This window comes from Vogesella amnigena (assembly GCF_042648905.1).
GTDB lineage: Bacteria > Pseudomonadota > Gammaproteobacteria > Burkholderiales > Chromobacteriaceae > Vogesella > Vogesella amnigena.
The window spans coordinates 155404-173242 of record NZ_JBHRYH010000046.1 but is presented as its reverse complement, the minus strand read 5'-3'; the positions used below and the strand labels follow the sequence as shown (position 1 = coordinate 173242).

Annotated in this window: 15 protein-coding genes; 8 read left to right on the top strand and 7 right to left on the bottom strand. The window is 64.0% G+C overall.

Features of this window, described 5'->3' with window-relative positions:
* The first annotated feature begins 62 nt into the window (after window positions 1-62).
* Together ACFOKJ_RS16525 and ACFOKJ_RS16520 are read left to right on the top strand one after the other, a co-directional pair.
* Entirely contained in the window at window positions 63-1007 is a 945-nt protein-coding gene (locus ACFOKJ_RS16525) for a GMP reductase (RefSeq protein ID WP_390281666.1), read from the top strand.
* A gap of 275 nt (window positions 1008-1282) precedes the next feature.
* On the top strand, window positions 1283-2884 hold the full coding sequence (locus ACFOKJ_RS16520; RefSeq protein ID WP_390281664.1) for a methyl-accepting chemotaxis protein: 1602 nt from the start codon (window positions 1283-1285) through the stop codon (window positions 2882-2884).
* Between the two features lie 96 nt (window positions 2885-2980).
* Here ACFOKJ_RS16520 and ACFOKJ_RS16515 read toward each other — a convergent pair whose 3' ends face one another.
* Genes ACFOKJ_RS16515 through lptF form a run of 4 tightly spaced genes read right to left on the bottom strand, consistent with a single transcriptional unit; the run spans window position 2981 to window position 8186 of the window.
* A complete protein-coding gene (locus ACFOKJ_RS16515) occupies window positions 2981-3430 on the bottom strand; it encodes a MaoC family dehydratase (RefSeq protein WP_390281663.1) in 450 nt (149 codons plus the stop codon).
* 6 nt (window positions 3431-3436) lie between these two features.
* Window positions 3437-6007 (bottom strand): [protein-PII] uridylyltransferase, encoded by a 2571-nt coding sequence (locus ACFOKJ_RS16510; RefSeq protein ID WP_390281660.1) that lies wholly within the window; start codon window positions 6005-6007, stop codon window positions 3437-3439.
* Window positions 6004-7080 (bottom strand): LPS export ABC transporter permease LptG, encoded by a 1077-nt coding sequence (gene lptG, locus ACFOKJ_RS16505; RefSeq protein ID WP_390281659.1) that lies wholly within the window; start codon window positions 7078-7080, stop codon window positions 6004-6006. The genes ACFOKJ_RS16510 and lptG overlap by 4 nt, the downstream gene beginning before the upstream one ends.
* The gene (gene lptF / locus ACFOKJ_RS16500) at window positions 7077-8186 is read right to left on the bottom strand and encodes an LPS export ABC transporter permease LptF (protein ID WP_390281657.1); all 1110 of its coding nucleotides are present in this window, start codon (window positions 8184-8186) and stop codon (window positions 7077-7079) included. Before lptF ends, lptG begins: the two co-directional genes overlap by 4 nt.
* Window positions 8187-8350: 164 nt before the next feature.
* Here lptF and ACFOKJ_RS16495 point away from each other — a divergent pair, with 164 nt between their 5' ends.
* The 5 genes from ACFOKJ_RS16495 to ACFOKJ_RS16475 all read left to right on the top strand — a co-directional run bounded on the left by ACFOKJ_RS16495 (window position 8351) and on the right by ACFOKJ_RS16475 (window position 13690).
* Entirely contained in the window at window positions 8351-9913 is a 1563-nt protein-coding gene (locus ACFOKJ_RS16495) for a leucyl aminopeptidase (RefSeq protein ID WP_390281655.1), read from the top strand.
* A complete protein-coding gene (locus ACFOKJ_RS16490) occupies window positions 9900-10328 on the top strand; it encodes a DNA polymerase III subunit chi (RefSeq protein WP_390281654.1) in 429 nt (142 codons plus the stop codon). The genes ACFOKJ_RS16495 and ACFOKJ_RS16490 overlap by 14 nt, the downstream gene beginning before the upstream one ends.
* Window positions 10325-12448: a hypothetical protein gene (locus tag ACFOKJ_RS16485; protein WP_390281652.1), complete on the top strand. Its 2124-nt coding sequence runs from the start codon at window positions 10325-10327 to the stop codon at window positions 12446-12448. The genes ACFOKJ_RS16490 and ACFOKJ_RS16485 overlap by 4 nt, the downstream gene beginning before the upstream one ends.
* Window positions 12448-13011, top strand: coding sequence for a cob(I)yrinic acid a,c-diamide adenosyltransferase (locus ACFOKJ_RS16480; RefSeq protein ID WP_390281650.1), 564 nt, complete (start codon window positions 12448-12450; stop codon window positions 13009-13011). The genes ACFOKJ_RS16485 and ACFOKJ_RS16480 overlap by 1 nt, the downstream gene beginning before the upstream one ends.
* 88 nt (window positions 13012-13099) lie before the next feature.
* Window positions 13100-13690, top strand: coding sequence for a thermonuclease family protein (locus ACFOKJ_RS16475; RefSeq protein WP_390281648.1), 591 nt, complete (start codon window positions 13100-13102; stop codon window positions 13688-13690).
* Here the strand turns inward: ACFOKJ_RS16475 and ACFOKJ_RS16470 are convergent, their stop codons facing one another.
* On the bottom strand, window positions 13691-14875 hold the full coding sequence (locus tag ACFOKJ_RS16470; RefSeq protein ID WP_390281646.1) for an EAL domain-containing response regulator: 1185 nt from the start codon (window positions 14873-14875) through the stop codon (window positions 13691-13693). It lies immediately after the preceding gene.
* A 145-nt stretch (window positions 14876-15020) separates the two neighbouring features.
* On the opposite strand from ACFOKJ_RS16470, the gene ACFOKJ_RS16465 reads away from it, so the two are divergent.
* Entirely contained in the window at window positions 15021-15563 is a 543-nt protein-coding gene (locus tag ACFOKJ_RS16465) for a hypothetical protein (protein WP_390281645.1), read from the top strand.
* Window positions 15564-15660: 97 nt separating this feature from the next.
* On the opposite strand, the gene ACFOKJ_RS16460 is transcribed toward ACFOKJ_RS16465, so the two are convergent.
* Window positions 15661-16890, bottom strand: a complete 1230-nt coding sequence (locus ACFOKJ_RS16460) for a multifunctional CCA addition/repair protein (protein ID WP_390281643.1) — start codon at window positions 16888-16890, stop codon at window positions 15661-15663.
* The gene (locus ACFOKJ_RS16455) at window positions 16890-17828 is read right to left on the bottom strand and encodes a complex I NDUFA9 subunit family protein (RefSeq protein WP_390281641.1); all 939 of its coding nucleotides are present in this window, start codon (window positions 17826-17828) and stop codon (window positions 16890-16892) included. Before ACFOKJ_RS16455 ends, ACFOKJ_RS16460 begins: the two co-directional genes overlap by 1 nt.
* Window positions 17829-17839 lie beyond the last annotated feature (11 nt).

Genomic DNA, 17839 nt, shown 5'->3' with positions numbered 1-17839 from the left:
TTATATGTCGCTATTCCGGAACGGCGGCATGCCACCCTGAATGCAATATGGAGCACACCAATATGTTCAAGCACGAACTCAATTACGGCGATGTTTATCTGGTTCCGCGGAAAACCGTCGTCGACAGTCGCAAGCAATGCGATACCTCGGTGCAATTCGGCCCGCGTCGCTTCGACATGCCGCTGTATGCCTCCAATATGAAAAGCGTGGTGGATGCCGAAACCTGCGAGTACTTTGCCCGCCACGGCTGGTTTTACACCATGCACCGCTTCAATGTGGATACGGTCGGCTTTGTGCGCGACATGCAGCAGAAGGGTCTGTTCGCCTCCATCAGTATCGGGGTGAATGACGACACGCTGGAGCAGTTGGCCGCATTGCAGGCAGCTGGTCTGACCCCGGAGTACATTACGCTGGACGTGGCCAATGCCTGGTGTGTCAAGGCCGAGCGCATGATTCGGCACGTCAAGAGCCAGTTTCCCGGCAGTTTCCTGATTGGCGGCAATATCGCCACCGCCGAGGCCGCGCGTGAGCTGGAGGCCTGGGGTTGTGATGCCATCAAGGCCGGCATTGCCGGCGGCAGGGTGTGCATCACCAAGAACAAGACCGGCTTCCACCGCCCGATGATCTCTACCGTGCGCGACTGTGCCGCCGCGGTATCCGTGCCGGTGATTGCCGATGGCGGCATCGTCGAGCATGGCGATGTGGCCAAGGCGCTGGCATGTGGCGCCAGCATGGTGATGGCTGGGTCGCTGTTTGCCGGCTACGACGAGTCGGCGGGTGAAATCGTCGAGATCAATGGCAAGCATTACAAGGAATACTTCGGCAGTGCCTCGCAGTTCAACAAGGGTGAATACAAGAACGTGGAAGGCAAGAAGATCCTGGTGGAGTACAAGGGCTCGATGGCCCGGCTGCTGGTGGAACTGAAGGAAGACCTGCAGTCATCGGTGAGTTATGCCGGCGGTGCTACGCTGGCGGCGCTGCGCGAGGTGGAGATGATCGTGGTGTAACGCGGTTCTGGCAGGTTGCGTCGGTCAATCATTGTCCGGCGCTGGCGGGGTGTAACGGCCACAACTGTGGCGGTTGCGCCCCGCTTTGCTGTGCACTTGTCGGGTGGCTGATTTGGGGTTTCGTGAGGTAAATCAAGGCGTTTTCACTTTGGCGGCCACCGGTTTGGTCGGCTATATCCAAGACGTGGCCGGAATTTTGTGTGAATAGTTTGCATTATTTGATAATCTTATTGTCGACACGCATCAATTGATAAGAATCAGTTATGAAAATAAATATGCCCGTGACGGATAGCGAGCGGTTTCTTGACCCGGCGCGTCCCATTGTTACCAAGACAGATCTGAAGGGCGCTATCACCTACGCCAATCGTGCGTTTATCGATATCAGTGGCTACACCGAAGAGGAACTGCTCGGTCGCAACCACAACATCGTGCGCCATCCGGACATGCCGCCAGTAGCCTTTGCTGACTTGTGGGACACCATCAAGGAAGGCAAGCCCTGGCGTGGGCTGGTAAAGAATCGCGCCAAGAATGGTGATTTCTACTGGGTGGAGGCGTATGTCACCCCGGTAACCGAGCATGGCAAGCTGGTAGGCTACATCTCGGTGCGCAGCACGCCCAAGCGGGAAGAGGTGGCCGCTGCCGAGGCATTCTATAAGCTGCTGCGAGAGCAACAGGCGAGCATGCCGTCCACGCTGAAGGCATTGGGTAAGCGCCAGGATGCAGGGCGCATCGGCTTTGCCCTCACCGGTGTATTCAGCACCGGCCTGCTGTTGGCCGCAGTATGGCCGGGAGTATCTGACTGGCTGCGACAAGCGGCGGCGGCGGGCTGTTTCCTTGGCCTGGTGGCGGCATCGCTGTGGTGGCGCCGGCGTGAGGGCTGTGTGATGGATCGTATCCATCAGGGTTTCCTTACCCTGGCGGAAGGCCGGCTGGATCATCCGCTGCGCACGCATCTGGGCGGGAAGCTGGGCGCGATGATGGATAGCCTGGAAGCGCTGCGTCTGCATATGCGCGCACTGGTGGCGGATACCCTGTCGGCTGGCGGCATGACCTACGAGCAGGCCAAACGCCTGAGCCACGAAGTGGAAGGTGTGGTGGCGCGTGCCCGCGAGCAGGGCTCCGGGCTGCAACAGATCAGCGCCAGCATGGAAGAAATCAGCGGTACGGTGGAGCAGGTCAGCGCCATGGCGGCGCAGAGTGAGCAGGGGGCCGATGCTACCCGTCAGGCGGCCACTACCGGCCAGGCCGTGATGGGGCTGGCAGCGCGGGCGGCGGAGCAGGCGGTGGATTCCGTGCATCGTTCCAAGACCGATCTGCAGCAGCTGGAGCAGGCAATGGGCAAGATCAGCAATATGACCGAGCTGATCCACGAAATCGCCGAGCAGACCAACCTGCTGGCGCTGAATGCGGCCATTGAAGCCGCACGTGCCGGCGAAACCGGCCGTGGTTTTGCCGTGGTGGCCGACGAAGTGCGCAAACTGGCGGAACGTACCGCACAGGCGACCGACGGCATTACCGAGACGGTGGGCCAGATCGTGTCGATCACCGAAGGGGTCAGCAACACCATGGATCAGTCGGTGACCGAGGTGGGGCATGTTAGTGACGAGATCCGCCAGGCGGCCGGGCATCTGCAGAACCTGTTGTCGGTAGCCGACCAGGCACGCGAATTTGCCCACACCCTGGTGGAGCAGATGGCGACGCAGTCGTCTTCCATGCACCAGGTGGCGGCTTCGGTAGAGCAGCTGGCGGCCCTTGGCGAGCAGAATATCGCCTCGGCCGATGCGGTGCTGGAAAGTTCCTTGCAACTGGAAGGGGCGGCATCCGATCTGGACAAGCTGACCCGCGATTACCGCAAGTGGCAGGATGCGCGCCACTGAGTGCTGACTGCTGCCGGCTGCAAGATGGCCGGCCATGAAAAAAACCGCCGTACCTGTTTCAGGGCGGCGGTTTTTTTGTGCCCGAGGTATAGACGCTCAGGGCTGACGCAGCGGTACCCAGATGGCGGTTTCCAGCGACATCAGCTCCTCGCCGTGCTGGTTGTCGGTGGTCCAGCGCAGTTTCACCACACCAAACTCGGGCTGCGAGCCGGAGCGCTTGGCGGACAACACTTCGATGGTGGCCTGCAAGGTGTCGCCGGCGCGGGTTGGCCGCGGCCAGCGCATCTTGTCCACGCCCATGCCCACCAGGCCGCCGGCCACGCTGCGGCCGAACTCGCTCTGCACCACCAGGCGCATGGTCAGGCTGCTGGTATGCCAGCCACTGGCGGCCAGGCCCTGGAACACGCTGTCCTGTGCGCTGTCGTGATCCAGGTGGAAGTGCTGCGGATCAAACTGCCCGGCAAACTCCTGGATGGCCTGGGTGTCGATGGTCAGGCTAGCGGTGTGAAAGCGCAGCCCGGGAGTGAGGTCTTCGAAGTAGAGCATGGTGGTTCAGACGCGCAGAGTGTTGATCAGGTCGTTTTCCAGTGCCAGCAGAGTCTTGTCATCGCCCAGGTGTGCCGAGGACAGCAGGAAGGAGTCTTCCACCCGGCCACCCAGGGTCATGATCTTGGCCGAATTCACGCTGACATGATAGTCGGACAGGGTCTTGGCGATGCGCGCCAGCAGGCCGGGGTAGTCGGCGGCCGTGATCGACAGCACATAATGCCGGCCCTTGTCGTCCGGGCGGATCATTACCTGCGGCCGTACCGGGAAGTGTTTCTGGTGGCGGTTCAGTCGCCCCTTGGGCGGTAGTTGCACCGGGTCGCGGCGCTGCAGGGTGGCGGCCAGCTCGAACTCGATGAAGTTGATCAGGTCGCGATAGTTGCTGTCGTGAAACTCGGGCAGGAACACGTGGAAGGTGTCCAGCGCGTAGTTGTGGCGCGTGGTGTAGATCTTGGCGTCGACAATGCTGTAGTTGTGGCGGCCGAGAAAGGCGCAGATGCGGGCGAACAGCTCCGGCTGGTCCGGTGTGTACACCAGCAGTTGCAGGCCTTCCTTGTTGTCGTCCAGCTGGCGGGCGCGCACCACCGGCTCGGTGGTGTGCATGCAGCGGTTGAGCAGACGGGTGTGCCAGGCAATCTCGCGCGGCTCGTGGCGCAGGAAGTACACCATGTCCAGTTGCGACCAGAATGCCTGCTCGGCGCTCTCCGGCACGGTATTCAGGCGTAGCAGGCGGCGCGCGGCGGCCTTGCGCTCTTCCAGCTCGGAGTCGGCATCGATCTGGCCGCCACGGGTCAGCGTGCGCAGCGTGGCGTGGTACAGGTCTTCCAGTAGCTTGGCCTTCCACGCGTTCCAGACCTTGGGGCTGGTGCCGCGAATATCGGCCACGGTCAGGATGTACAGCGCCGCCAGCTGGCGCGGGTTGGCCGCAAGGTTGGCAAATTGCTGGATGGTGGCCGGGTCGTAGATGTCCTGCTTCTGGGCGATGCCGGACATGGTTAGATGGTGTTGCACCAGCCAGATCACCAGTTCGCGATCGTCGCCGGTGATGCCATGGGTGTCGCAGAATTGCGCAGCATCCGCCATGCCCAGCTGCGAGTGGTCGCCGCCGCGACCCTTGGCGATGTCATGCAGCATGCCGGCGATGTACAGCAGCTCCGGTTTGTCGAACTCGCTCACCAGTCGCGACAGTAGCGGGTACTCGTGATTGAACTCCGGAATGGCGAAGCGTCGCAGATTGCGCACCACCATCAGGATGTGTTCGTCCACGGTGTAAACGTGGAACAGGTCGTGCTGCATCTGGCCGATGATGCGGCCGAAGGCTGGCCAGTACTTGCCCAGTACGCCGTACAGGTTCATGCGGCGCAGGGTGCGGGTCAGGCCGCGACCCTCGCGGAACAGCTGCATGAACAGCTGCAGGTTCTGCGGGTCGTGGCGGAAGCGTTCATTGATCTGGCGGCGGGCGTGCCATAGCGCGCGCAGGGTGCGTGGCGCCATGCCGTTCAGGCTGTGGCGCTGCATGTGCAGGAAGGCCTGCAGGATGCTGCACGGCTCGCGCTCGAACACGTCGTTGTCGTAGATGCCCAGCATGTTGTTGACGCTGTAGAAGTGCTCATCCAGCCGCTGGGTGATGCGTGGCACGTCGCACAGCAGGCGTGCGCGCAGGTTGGGCAGCAGGATGCCGTTGAGCTGGCTGACGTTCTTGGCCGATTTGTAGTACAGCTGCATCAGCTGCTCGCTGGCGCGCTTGGCCTTGTTGTCGCTGAGGTCATTCATGCTGGCCACCTGCTGCTGCAGGTCGAAGATCAGCCGGTCTTCGCGGCGGCGGGCGGCCAGGTGCAGGTCGATGCGGATCTGTTCCAGCTGGCGTTCGCTGTAACGGATCAGTCGCGCCTCGCTCGGGGTGAGAATCTCGTTGCGGGTCAGCGATTCCCAGTTGTGGCCCACGCCGATGGCCTTGCTGATCCACAGGATGGTGTGCAGGTCGCGCAGGCCGCCCGGGCTTTCCTTGACGTTGGGCTCCAGGTTGCTGGTAACGCCGAAGTGCTTGTTATGGCGCTGCTGCTGCTCCAGCAGCTTGCCTTCCAGGAAGCGCAGCGGGTCGCGGTGCTTTTCCACCGCGGCATTCAGCTGGTGGTACAGCACCGGGTTGCCGGCCAGCAGGCGGTTTTCCAGCAGCGTGGTTTCCACGGTGATGTCCTGGCGCGATTCGGCAAGGCATTGTTGCACCGTGCGTACGCTGTGGCCGACTTCCAGGCCGATGTCCCACATGGCGCCGATGAAGTCTTCGACAAAGCTGGTCAGGCTGTTCGAGGTGGCCTCCGGCAGCAGCAGCAGCAGGTCGATGTCGGAGTGCGGAAACAACTGGCCGCGACCATAGCCGCCCACCGCCAGCAGGGCGGCGCGCTGGCCCATGCCCAGTACTTCCCAGGCGGAGCGGATAATGCTGTCGACCAGTTGCCCGTGCTTGAGCAGGTAGGTGCGGGCGTTGCGCTGCTGGCAGTATTCCGCGGCCAGGGCCTCGCGGCCCTGCTGCAGTGCCTGACGCCAGCGCTTGCAGTGCTCGATGCGGTCGCTCATCGTCGTTCCTGTCGTGCGATTGCGGCCAACCCCCCTCCCAGGAACAGCAGGGTGGGCAAGGTTGCCGACATGATCGGGTTCCAGTTGTACAGCAAGCCCATATGGCCAAACAGCCGGTTGCAGAAGTGGAAGGCAATGCCGATGCAGATGCCGGTGAACAGCTTGATGCCCAGGTCGTTATGGCGGCCATTTACCGGGGTGAATGCCAGTGCCACCATGGCCATCGAGATGCAGGCCAGCGGATAGAACAGCTTGCCCCACAGTGCGATTTCGTAACGCTGGGTTTTCTGGTTGTTGTTGCGCAGGTGCTCGATATATTTGGTCAGATCCAGTGCCGACATCTGTTCCGGCACCACCAGCAGCACCGACAGCAGTTCCGGGCGCAGGATGGATTGCCAGCGTAGCTGTGGCTGCTTGCTGGTCTGTACCCGGTCGCTGCCGATATCCGACTGGCGCACGTTTTCCAGCAGCCACTCTTGCTGCTGCGGCAGGTAGTGGCCGCGCTCGGCATGGCGGGTGCGGGTCAGGCGGTAGTCGTTGTCGTGGGTGTAGATGCGGATGCCGAGCAGGGTGTTGTCCGGCAGCATCTCGCTGATATTGATGAAATTGTTATCGTCCTTTACCCACAGCCCGGAGCGGAATTCCTGCGCCACCAGCGAATGGGTGGCATTGAGCTTGATGCGTTCCGCGGTCTGCTCGGCCCACGGGGCGCCGTATTCGCCGAGAAACAGCGCCAGCAGCGCCATCGTGCCGCCGAACAGCAGCTTGGTGCCGGCAATGCGGCGCAGCGATACCCCACTGGTGCGGATGGCGGTGTATTCCGAGCTGCTGGCCAGCTGCGACATGGCCACCATGGCGCCGATCAGCACCGCCAGTGGCATCAGCTCGTAGGCATGGCCTGGCGCCTGCAGCAGCACGTACAGCAGCAGGGTGGAGGAATCGAAGCTGCCCTTGCCGAGGTTGGGTAGCTCGCGGATGGCGTCAAAAAAGCCGTACAAGCCCAGCAGGCTGACCAGCACGAACAGGGTGGCGGCGGTGAAACGGCGCAGCAGGTAGTTGCGGATAAGGCTCATGTCGACTGTCTTTGCAGCAGGTTCTTCAGGCGTTGCAGCATCGGGCGTGCCGGGCGGTTGTGATAGCGCAGCAGTAGCAAGGCCAGTGCCAGCATGATCAGGTGGGCAGGCAGAATGCCAAGCGCGGTGCCGATCTTGCCGCTGCCAATGGCATCGCGCAGCAGCCACAGCAGGTTCTGGTACAGCAGGTAGGCGCCCAGGGCAAACACCAGGTTATAGGCATGGCCGGCGCGCGGGTTGTAGTGGCTAAGCGGAATCGCCAGCAGTGCCAGGATGATGCCGCACAGCGGCAGCGACAGGCGCCAGGCCAGTTCGGCGCGGTCGGCAGGGTTCTGGCTGCCCAGCAGCTCCAGGGTTGTCCTGCCTTCGCTGTCCACCGGCGGGTGCACTTGCTTGGCCGCTTCGGTGACTTTCAGCGTGTAGCGCTTGAATTCCATTACCTCGTAATTGGCGCTGCCTGGCTCGCCGCTGTAGCGACGGCCATCCTGCAGCACCAGGGTGCGGTTGCCCTCGGCGTCGAAACTCAGCTTGCCTTCGCGAGCAAAGATCGACGACACCTCGCCCTGGCGGGTGAGCTGCACGAATACATTGCGCGTGGCACCGGAAAGTACCGAGTAGCTTTCGATGAAATACACCCGTTCGCCGTTGGCCGCTTCCTTGAAAATGCCGGGCGACAGCGCGGTCATGTCCTCGCGCTGCTTCATGGTTTCGGCGTATTCCTTGCTGCGCTGCGCCGCCCAGGGCTCCACCACTGTGGTGCCGATGGCTACCAGCAGGCAAAGCGGTACGGCAAAGCGCATCACCGGGCCTATCCAGTCGGCCAGCGATTTGCCGCTGGCCATCCAGACCGCCATTTCCTGCTCGCGCCACATGCGGGTGAGCACTACGATGACACTGACAAAAATCGTCAGGATCATCAGTACCGGAAAGAAGCCGATAGACCAGAAGCCGATGAGGGCGAAGATGGCGTCGCCGGCAATCATGCCGCGTGCCGCCCGGCCCAGCATATTGATGGTCTGGGTAGAGAGCAAAATGGCAAATAAAATGGAAAAAACACCGATACTGGTATAAGTCAGTTCACGGTTGAGGCTTTTTTGAAAAAGCATAAAAAAGGGCCCGTTTTGACAATGCGTCTAGAGGGTAGTGATAATTGGAAAGGTTTCAATGATTGATTGCCGGCCAGAAAACCAGGCAGGGCGGCCGGTTCCGGCTGGGCCACAAGCCTGTGGAATGCGCCTTGCAGAACCCAATACCAACGGTGGAGCGTGCCATGGAGTTTAACATTAAAAGCGGAAGCCCGGAAAAACAGCGCGTCGCATGCGTTGTAGTGGGCGTGTATGAAACCCGCAAGCTGTCTTTCGCTGCCGATCTCTTGGATCGTATCTCCAATGGCTTTATTGCCGACGTGCTCAAGCGTGGCGACATGGATGGCAAGCTCGGCTCCACGCTGCTGCTGCACTCGGTGCCGCACGCCCTGTGCGACCGCGTGATGCTGGTGGGGCTGGGCAAGGAACGCGATTTCCGCGCCAAGGAATACCGCGAGGCGATCCGCGCCTCGGTGAAGGCGCTCAGCAATACCCAGGCCAATGAAGTGGTGAGCTACCTCACCGAGCTGCACGTGAAGAAACACGACGTGGAATGGATGATCGAACAGGCCACCGTGGTGATCCAGGACGCGCTGTACCGTTTCGACCGCTTCAAGTCCAAGCAGGAAGAAACCAAGGAACCGCGCAAGTTCACCCTGGCCGTGCCGCGCCGCAGCGACCTGACCGATGGCGAGCGTGGCCTGGCCCGTGGCCTGGCGATTGCCGGTGGCATGAAGCTGTGCAAGGACCTGGCCAATATGCCGGGCAATATCTGCACCCCGAGCTACCTGGCGGAAACCGCGCGCGAGATGGCGCTGTCGTTCGGTGCCGAAGCCGAGGTAATGGGGCCGGCCGAGATTGCCGAGCTGAACATGAACTCCTTCCTGTCGGTAGCCAAGGGCAGCGACGAGGAAGCGCGTTTCGTGGTGCTCAAGCACTTTGGCGCCAAGGACAAGGGCGATCGCCCACTGGTGCTGGTGGGCAAGGGTCTGACCTTCGATTCCGGCGGTATTTCGCTGAAGCCGGGCGAGGGCATGGATGAGATGAAATACGATATGGGCGGTGCCGCCTCGGTGATCGGCGCCTTCCGTGCCGCAGTGGAAATGAAGCTGCCGCTGAACCTGATCTGTGTGGTGGCTACCTGCGAGAACATGCCTTCCGGTCGCGCGCTGAAGCCGGGCGACATCGTTACCACCATGTCCGGCCAGACGGTGGAAGTGCTGAATACCGATGCCGAAGGCCGCCTGGTGCTGTGCGATGCGCTGACCTATGTCGAGCGTTTCAACCCGGCCACCGTGGTGGACGTGGCCACCCTGACCGGCGCCTGCGTGATTGCGCTGGGCAATGTCGCTACCGGCCTGTACAGCAACCAGGATGGCCTGGCCAAGGAGCTGTGGCAGGCGGGCGAAGAGGTTGGCGACCGCGCCTGGCACATGCCGCTGTGGGACGAATACCAGGAACTGCTGAAGAGCCCGTTTGCCGACATGGCCAATATCGGCGGTCGCCCGGGCGGCAGCATCAGCGCGGCCTGCTTCCTGTCGCGCTATGCCAAGGCCTACGACTGGGCGCACCTGGATATCGCCGGCACAGCCTGGCGCAGTGGCAAGGACAAGGGCGCCACCGGCCGCCCGGTGCCGATGCTGGTGCAGTTCCTGCAGGACCGTGCCGACATCGCGCTGGGCAATGTGGTGCGCCGTGGCCGTCCGCGTCGTGAAGTGGTCGAAGCAGCCGAAGATGACGCGGATTGATTTCTATACCGATGTGGCCGATGCCCGGCAGTTTGCCTGCCGGGCGGCGCAGACGGTATATCGCAAGGGTGAGCCACTGCTGATCGTGCTGCCGGACGAGGCTGCGTTGCAGCAGTTCAGCCAGGCACTGTGGTCGTTTGGCGATGTTTCCTTTATCCCGCATTGCCAGTGGCAGCAGCCGGAGGCCGCGGTCACGCCGATCTGGCTGGCCGCCGGCGAGTTTCCGGCGGGGGCCGGTTCGCGCGTGCTGCTCAACCTTTCCCCGCAAATGCCGGCAGAACCTGCCGGTTTCTCCCGTATTCTGGAAGTGGTGGGCCAGGACGAGGCATCCAAGACGGTGGCGCGCAGCCGTTACCGCCGCTACCTCGACCTGGGCTTTGACATTCACCATCACAACATGAGTGCCACGGCATGAGCGATCCGAAACAAAGCGATAACGGCTGGAGTCTGCAGGACCTGCCGGTGCTGACCGAAGTGGTTGCCGAGAGCGCTGGCGAGCTGGAAGTGCCGGCCTTTGACTTCAGCGCCGAGCTGGACGAACTGGCGCGCAGCATGCCGGCGCAGTCCGAGCCGGAGCTGGAGCTGCCGCCGGAACTGTCGCTGGATGACGTATTGGGCGAAGAATCGCAGCCGGATGATGACGCGGCTTCGCTGGACGCCAGCAAGCTGATCGAGCGCCTGCCTTCGCTGGATCTGGAGGTGGACGAGCCGGGCGATCTGAGCCTGGATGATGTCTTGCCGGGTCTGGTGCCAGTGGCGGATGCTGGCTCGGAACCAGTAGCGGATGCCGATTTTGCCTTCGACCTGTCGGCAGAGCCGCAGGCGGAGCCGTCGCCGCCCAGTGCCGAGGCCGGGCTGGATGCCTTGTTTGCCCGCGCCCGCTTCGAGCCAGTGCTGCAGTCGGACGTGGATGTTTTTGCTGCCGATGATTACGACCAGCATGCGGGCAACCCGGCTGCCGCCCTGAACGTACTGCAGGCGCAGCTGGAGCAGTTTGCCGAGCCATCGGAAATGCCGGAGTTACCGGCCGACGCCTTCCTGAGCCAGGGGGCGGAGCCGGCGGTGGCGCTGATCGAGGCCGCCGAACCGGATCCGGTCTGGGCCGAAAACTGGCAGCCGGAACCCGCTCCCGTGGTGGAGGATGTGCCGCTGCCGCCGGTAGTCAGTGACGTGCTGGCTGCCGAGCCGCCCTTGCTGGAAACCGTTGCGGCTGAGGATGCCGCGTTGCCGCCGGCAGATGCGTGGCCGGAGCACGAGCAGTTGCCGCCGGAAGCGGCACAGCTGGTCGCAGAGCCATGGCCCTTGCCGCCGGTGCTGGCCGAAGCAGTGCAGGACGAAGCGGTGCAGGATGTCGGGCAGGGGGCCGAAGCCGTGTCGCAACCGCAACCGGATGCAGACGCGGATGCCAGCCAGTTCCATGTGTCGCTGGACGACTTGCTGGCCAGCCTGCAGCCTGCCGCGCCCGCCGAAGTGCCAAGCGTCGCGGTGGGTGCCGACTCGACGGTGCTGGCGAATGACTGGCCAGCAGCCGCTACCTTGCCGGAGCCGCTGGTAGCGGATGAGTCTGTCCCGGAGTTGTCAGCCAGTGGCGAGCCCGCCATGGCGGACACGATCGATGACTGGGAACTACCTGCGCCACCTGCGGATACGGTATTGCTGACTGAGCCGGCGCCGGTCGAGCTCGCGCCGGCAGTGGCGGAACCTGCTGCCGAGGATGGTTGGCCGCAGGAAATGCTGGATGATGCGGTTGTGGCGGTGGATGGCGAGCCGGACGCGGACGAGCCGCCTGCACCTGAGCCAATGACGCCGCCGCCGGAGGCTCCGGCGGTCTTGCAGTCGATTTCCATCGACAGCCTGCCTAGCGGTGTGCTGGGTGGTGGGCTGGGCGCCGTCGACGTGGCCTCGCTTGCTGCGGCTGCGCAGCTGGGTGCCGCTGCCGGCAGTCTGCCAGGCGGCAGCGACTGGCCGTTGCGCCAGCCGCTGCGTGCAGACGCCAGTGCCCGCGATGTGGAACTGGACTGGGCGCGTGACCTGCATGCCGAGCCGCCGCAAGGCATTGCCCTGCAGGACGAGCCGGAAGCCATGGTGATGCGCTCGCGTCGCCTGGGTGGGGTTGAGTTTGCCGTGCAGGAAGTCGAACCCAGGGACGAGCCTGCATCGCCGCCATTCACCATGGCGGAGCAGGACGAGCCGGTGCCGCCGTTTACCATGGCGCCAGCGCCGGAGCCGCAGGCCTTGTCGGCCAGCAGCATCCGCGTCGAGTCGGTAACGCCGCCGTTGGCCGCAATGGCCGCGCTGGGCAGCGTGAACGAGGAGGCGCTGATCGAGGCTCTGTATGCGCGGGTACTGCCGCGCATGAAGGTAGAACTGACGCTGTGGATGCAGGATGCGCTGGAGCAGCAGGCCAAGCAGCTGATCTCCGGCGTGATGCAGCAGATGAAGGAAGATTTCGACATGATGCTGGCGCAGTCGCTGAAAGAATCGCTGCGCGAGGCGCTGGATGAAGTGGCGCCGCAGCACAACAAGGACAACTGATGGGTCACCGTTTATCCCGCATCATTACCCGTACCGGCGATGCCGGCACCACCGGCCTGGGCGATGGCAGCCGCGTTTCCAAGCATTCGCCGCGCATCCACGCGCTGGGCGAAGTGGACGAGCTCAACTGCATCGTCGGCCTGATTCGCTGCGAGCCGCTGGCGGCCGAAGTGGACGCGCTGCTGGCGGAAGTGCAGCACGATCTGTTTGATCTGGGCTCCGAGCTGGCAGTGCCAGGCTACCAGGCGCTGCAGGAAACCCAGCTGGCGATGCTGGAGCAGCAGGCCGCCAGCTGGAACGAAACCTTGCCGATGCTAAAGGAGTTCATCCTGCCCGGTGGCTGCAAGGCGGCCGCGCTGGCGCACCAGGCACGGGCGGTATGCCGCCGTGCCGAGCGCAGCGTGGTGGCGCTGGACGAGGTGGAGCCGGGCCTGCCGGCCCTGCCGCGCCAGTACCTGAACCGGCTGTCCGACGTGCTGTTCATCCTGACGCGGGTGCTCAACGCTGCTGCCGGTGTCAGCGATGTGCTGTGGCAGCCGCGCCGGCTGCAGCAGTCAGACTAAGTATCTGCACATGGCCACGCGTGTGGCCTCGTTTTGCAAGCGGCCGGCAGGCCGTTTTTCATTGTCATTGTTGTCACGGATCTGCCGCATGCCACTCAATCGCCGTCAGCTGAACGCCATCGTTACCCTGCTTTCCTCCGCCAGCCCGCGGCGCAAGCTGCTGGCCGGCATCGTGCTGCTGCTGGCACTGGTGGGCTGGCTGTGGCCGCAGCAGAGCAGCCAGGGCGGGGCGGCGGGCGAGATACAGGGTGTGGTGGTGGCGATAGCCGATGGCGACACCCTTACCGTGCTGGATGCGGCGCAGCAACAGCACAAGGTGCGCTTCGCCTTCATCGACGCGCCGGAAAAGGCGCAGCCCTATGGCCAGCGTGCCCGCCAGGCACTGTCGGAACAGGTGTTCCGCCAGCAAGTGCGGGTGGAGGTGATCGAGCAAGATCGCTACGCGCGCAACGTTGGCCGCGTATGGCGCCAGGATACCGACATCAATCTGGCCATGGTGCGGCAGGGCTATGCCTGGCATTACCGGCAGTACGCGCAGAAAACCCAGGGCAGCGAAGACTTTTCGCGCTACCAGCAGGCGCAGCAGCAGGCCGAAGCGCAGCGGCTGGGCTTGTGGCAGCAAAGCACGCCGCAAGCGCCGTGGGACTGGCGCCAGCGCCGGCGTGAGGCGCAACCGTAATCAGGCTTGCGCGCTGTTGTCGTCCATGCCGAGGTGGCGCGACAGCTCGTCGGCAGCGACCGGCACGCTAAGCAGGAAGCCCTGCAATTCCAGGTCCGGGTAGCGATGCTGCAGATAGGCCAGGTCGTGGCGGTTGTCCAGGCCTTCCGCCACCATGCGCAGCTTCAGTTCGCGGCCGATGCGGATGATGCCGTCCAGAATGCTCTGGCTGCGTGGCGCGTGATGGATGCCGCGGATCAGGCTGCGATCCAGTTTCAGCTCGGTAAGCGGCAGCTCCTTGAGCTGCTCCAGATTGGTGTGGCCGGTACCAAAATCGTCCAGCGATAGCTCGAAGCCGCGCATGCGCAGCCGCAGCAGGGTGACCAGGGTATGCCCCAGGTCGCTGAAGGCCATGGTTTCGGTGATTTCCAGCACGATGCGGTTTGGCTGCAGGCCGCGAGACTCCACTTCGCGTACCAGCCAGTCGAAGAAATCCGCATCCTCCAGCAGGCTGCGTGACAGGTTGATCGACAGGCGCAAGTCGCTGGCACACGGGTCGCGTGCCAGCAGGTCGAGGCTGGTCTGCACGATGCGCCGTGTCAGCAGCACGATGAAACCCTCGTGTTCCAGCCGGTTGATGAAGCTGCCGGGGCCGATCACGCCATAGGTCGGGTGCTGCCAGCGCGCCAGCGCCTCCACTTGCACCGCGCGATGTTCAGTCTGACTGTAGATGGGTTGAAAGAAGGCGCAAAACTGGTTCTGTGCCAGGCCGCTGAAGATTTCCGCCAGCGGGATGGCCCGTTCCGGGCTGGCCGGGCGCCGTGCGGCCAACAGCAGGCGCTGCACTTCGCCCTGGAACACGTCCACATCGATAGGTTTGGCCAGGTAGGCGATGGCCGGAAAGCCCAGCTCTTCCGCCGCGCGCATACAGCCGGACAGCAGCTCCGGCACGTGGCCGCTGAGCAGCAGCAAAGTGGGCATCTGCACCAGCCGCGACAGCTGTTCGATCAGCTCGATGCCATCCATGCCAGGCATGTTCAGGTCGGTGATTACCAGGTCGACTTGCGCCATCTGCCGCGCAGCCTGTAGCGCCCAGCGACCGTCGGAGGCTTCGTGTACCTCCACGTCTGGCAGCTGCTGGCACAGTGCGGTGAGCATGCTGCGCTGGCTGCTGCTGTCTTCCGCGATCAGGATGTGGCTGGGCATGATGGTACCGAGTGAAATTGGCTGTACTGTTTTTATATAAACGGTTGGTAGCTGTTTATCCAGTTGTCCTTATTGCCGGGGGGCGGCTTGCTGCTGCCGGCAGCGTGATCTCATGGCACAATGCGCCACCTTTTCGGAGAGCAGCATGCAAAACAAAGACCTTGTCGCCCGCATCGCCGGGCAACTGCAGGCGGGGCAGCCCAAGTCGGCGATCTACGCCGCACTGCGCAGCCAGGAACATGACCCGCGGCTGGCTTACCTGCTGGCATCTGCCGCCAGCCCGGCGCGTCAGGTGCAGATGGCCAACAAGAACCGCGCGCTGATCGTGGTGATGGTGGCGCAGGCCATGCTGGCGCTGTTTGCCGGCTATGTCAGCGGCCAGCTGCTGGGCGGTAGTGCCGGCGTGTGGCTGGCGGTGTTCTATGCGCTGGTGCCGCTGGCCTTTGCCGCCGGTTTTTCCCGCTACCAGGCGGCGGCATTCAATGTCTACCTGCTGTACACCCTGATTCGTCTGCCGCAACTGGTGCAGCAGGCGATGGCCGGTGGCTTGCTGGAGGTATGGCTGCTGTTGCTGGCGCTGCTGACCCTGCTGCTTACCTGGCAGGTGCGCCGTGGCCTGTTCCCGGATTTCGGCGTTACCCTGCAGCCGCGCAAGGATGCCAGCGGCAAGTTCACCTTCAGCGATTGAGCTGGTAACAGCAGAACAGCTCCAGTGATGCAAAAAGCCCTTTCGCGGTAGCGAAAGGGCTTTGTCGTTTCTGCACGGGGCGGTGACGTCGCCTGACTTATGCGGCCGGATGCGGCCAAGCCTGCTTGCACGCGGTCAGTGCCGCCAGCCGCGCGGCATCCACTGCCAGCGGGATGGCTTTCTTGTCGTGGCAATCGCGCGCCACCGCGCCGGCATCCACGCTGGCCGCCGCTGCCAGCATGGCGGCCAGGTAGTCGGCTTGCGGGTAGTCGCAGCTTTCAAAGTTCAGCCGGCCACGCGCATCGGCCAGGCAGGCGGCCAGCATCTGTGCGAAGCGCTCCGGGCGGCGCAGGGCGTCGCAGTCGCGCAGCAGGCGTTGCACGGTGTCGGGGCGCAGCGAAAAGGCGGTGTGTACCTTGGTATGGTTCAGCAGGGTGATGCGCGCCAGGTCGCGACACTCCGCCGGTACCCGCAGCCGCTCGCACAGCGCCAGCAGCGGCGCCTCGCCGCGTGGCTCGTGGCCGATATGGCGCGGCAGGATCTCGGCCGGGGTCAGTGCCTTGCCCAGGTCGTGCATCAGGCAGGCAAAGCGCACTGCCAGCGGCTGGGCGTTGGCCGCGGCGTAATCCAGCACCCGCAGCACATGGTCGCCGGTGTCGATCTCCGGGTGGTAGTCGGCACGCTGTGGCACGCCGAACAGCGCATCCACTTCCGGCAGCAGCCGCGCCAGCGCGCCGCATTCGCGCAGCACCAGCAGCATGCACGACGGGTTGTCGGTCATCAGCCCCTTGGCCAGCTCCTGCCATACCCGTTCCGCCACCAGCGCGTCCACCTCGCCGTTGGCCACCATCTGCCGCATCAGCGCCATGGTTTCCGGCGCCACGGCAAAGCCGAAGCGGGCGGCAAAGCGCGCCAGGCGCAGGATGCGCACCGGGTCCTCGGCAAACGCCGGGCTGACATGGCGCAGCACGCCGGCACGCAGGTCGGCCACGCCGCCGTAGGGGTCGATCAGCGTGCCGTCGTCGTCCTCGGCAATGGCGTTGATGGTGAGATCTCGGCGGATCAGGTCTTCTTCCAGCGTGACGTCCGGTGCGGCGTGAAAGGTAAAGCCGTGATAGCCGCGGCCAACCTTGCGCTCGGTGCGGGCCAGTGCGTATTCCTCCTGCGTCCTGGGGTGCAGGAACACCGGGAAATCCTTGCCTACCGGGCGAAAGCCCTTGGCCAGCATGGCCTGCGGCGTGGCGCCCACCACCACCCAGTCACGGTCTTTCACCGGCAGGCCCAGCAGGCGGTCGCGTACCGCGCCGCCGACGATGTAGCTTTTCATTACCGCGCGGCCCTCTCGCGGTAGGCATCCAGCTGGCGGTTGCTTTCCGTGGCGCCCAGGTACTGCGGGGCGATGCTTTCCAGCGCTGTGGGCGCAAAGCCCAGCAGGGCGGTGGGGAAAGGCTGCGGGCTGATGTTGTCCACCCGCAGCGAGCGTACGTTGTCGCGGCTCAGCAAGGTGGGGCCGGGCAGCAGCTCCATCAGCGTGGCCTGCAGCATGGCAATGCCTTCCGGCAGGCCGATGACGCAGCGCGGGTGGCCGCCGAGCTTGGCCGCGTAGGCAGCCAGCTGGCGCAGGGTGTAGACGCGCGGGCCGGTCAGGTCCAGCGACTGGCCGCTGCTGGCCGGGGTGCGCAGGCAGGCGGCCACGGCCTGGGCCACGTCGCCAGCCCATACCGGTGCGAAACGGGTATCGGCGCCGCCCAGCGGCAGCAGCGGGGCGATGCGGGCCAGGTCGGCAAACATGTTGAGGAAGCTGTCTCCGGCACCGAACACCACCGACGGGCGCAGGATGGTGTAATCCAGCCCGCTGGCCTTGATCAGCGCCTCGCCCTTGCCCTTGGTCTGCTGGTAGTCGCTGGGTGCATCTTCCGCCGCGCCCAGCGCGCTGATGTGGATCAGACGCTGAATGCCGTTGCTGCGGCAGGCGTCGATGATGCCGGCCACCAGCGTGACATGTGCCTTTTCAAAGGCGGCGCGGCTGCCGTGCAGGATGCCCACCATGCTGATGACCGCGTCGTGGCCTGCCAGCAGCGCGCGCAGCTGCTGCTGGTCGTGCACATTGCACTCTTCCAGCTCGCAGCCGGGCAGCGGAATCAGCTTGCCCTTGTGCCGCTCGCGCTGGCGGGTGGCAATGCTCAGGCGATGGCCGTCGCGGCTCAGGTATTCGGCGATATAGCTGCCGATGAAGCCGGCGCCGCCGATGATGGCAATCTTCATGTCGCGTTCTC

Coding starts and splice junctions, on each gene's coding strand:
- ACFOKJ_RS16465 (WP_390281645.1), top strand. CDS start 15,021: ATGCAAAACAAAGACCTTGTCGCCCGCATCGCCGGGCAACTGCAGGCG.
- ACFOKJ_RS16475 (WP_390281648.1), top strand. CDS start 13,100: ATGCCACTCAATCGCCGTCAGCTGAACGCCATCGTTACCCTGCTTTCC.
- ACFOKJ_RS16460 (WP_390281643.1), bottom strand. CDS start 16,890: ATGAAAAGCTACATCGTCGGCGGCGCGGTACGCGACCGCCTGCTGGGC.
- ACFOKJ_RS16495 (WP_390281655.1), top strand. CDS start 8,351: ATGGAGTTTAACATTAAAAGCGGAAGCCCGGAAAAACAGCGCGTCGCA.
- ACFOKJ_RS16485 (WP_390281652.1), top strand. CDS start 10,325: ATGAGCGATCCGAAACAAAGCGATAACGGCTGGAGTCTGCAGGACCTG.
- ACFOKJ_RS16480 (WP_390281650.1), top strand. CDS start 12,448: ATGGGTCACCGTTTATCCCGCATCATTACCCGTACCGGCGATGCCGGC.
- ACFOKJ_RS16455 (WP_390281641.1), bottom strand. CDS start 17,828: ATGAAGATTGCCATCATCGGCGGCGCCGGCTTCATCGGCAGCTATATC.
- lptF (WP_390281657.1), bottom strand. CDS start 8,186: ATGCTTTTTCAAAAAAGCCTCAACCGTGAACTGACTTATACCAGTATC.
- ACFOKJ_RS16520 (WP_390281664.1), top strand. CDS start 1,283: ATGCCCGTGACGGATAGCGAGCGGTTTCTTGACCCGGCGCGTCCCATT.
- lptG (WP_390281659.1), bottom strand. CDS start 7,080: ATGAGCCTTATCCGCAACTACCTGCTGCGCCGTTTCACCGCCGCCACC.
- ACFOKJ_RS16510 (WP_390281660.1), bottom strand. CDS start 6,007: ATGAGCGACCGCATCGAGCACTGCAAGCGCTGGCGTCAGGCACTGCAG.
- ACFOKJ_RS16490 (WP_390281654.1), top strand. CDS start 9,900: ATGACGCGGATTGATTTCTATACCGATGTGGCCGATGCCCGGCAGTTT.
- ACFOKJ_RS16470 (WP_390281646.1), bottom strand. CDS start 14,875: ATGCCCAGCCACATCCTGATCGCGGAAGACAGCAGCAGCCAGCGCAGC.
- ACFOKJ_RS16515 (WP_390281663.1), bottom strand. CDS start 3,430: ATGCTCTACTTCGAAGACCTCACTCCCGGGCTGCGCTTTCACACCGCT.
- ACFOKJ_RS16525 (WP_390281666.1), top strand. CDS start 63: ATGTTCAAGCACGAACTCAATTACGGCGATGTTTATCTGGTTCCGCGG.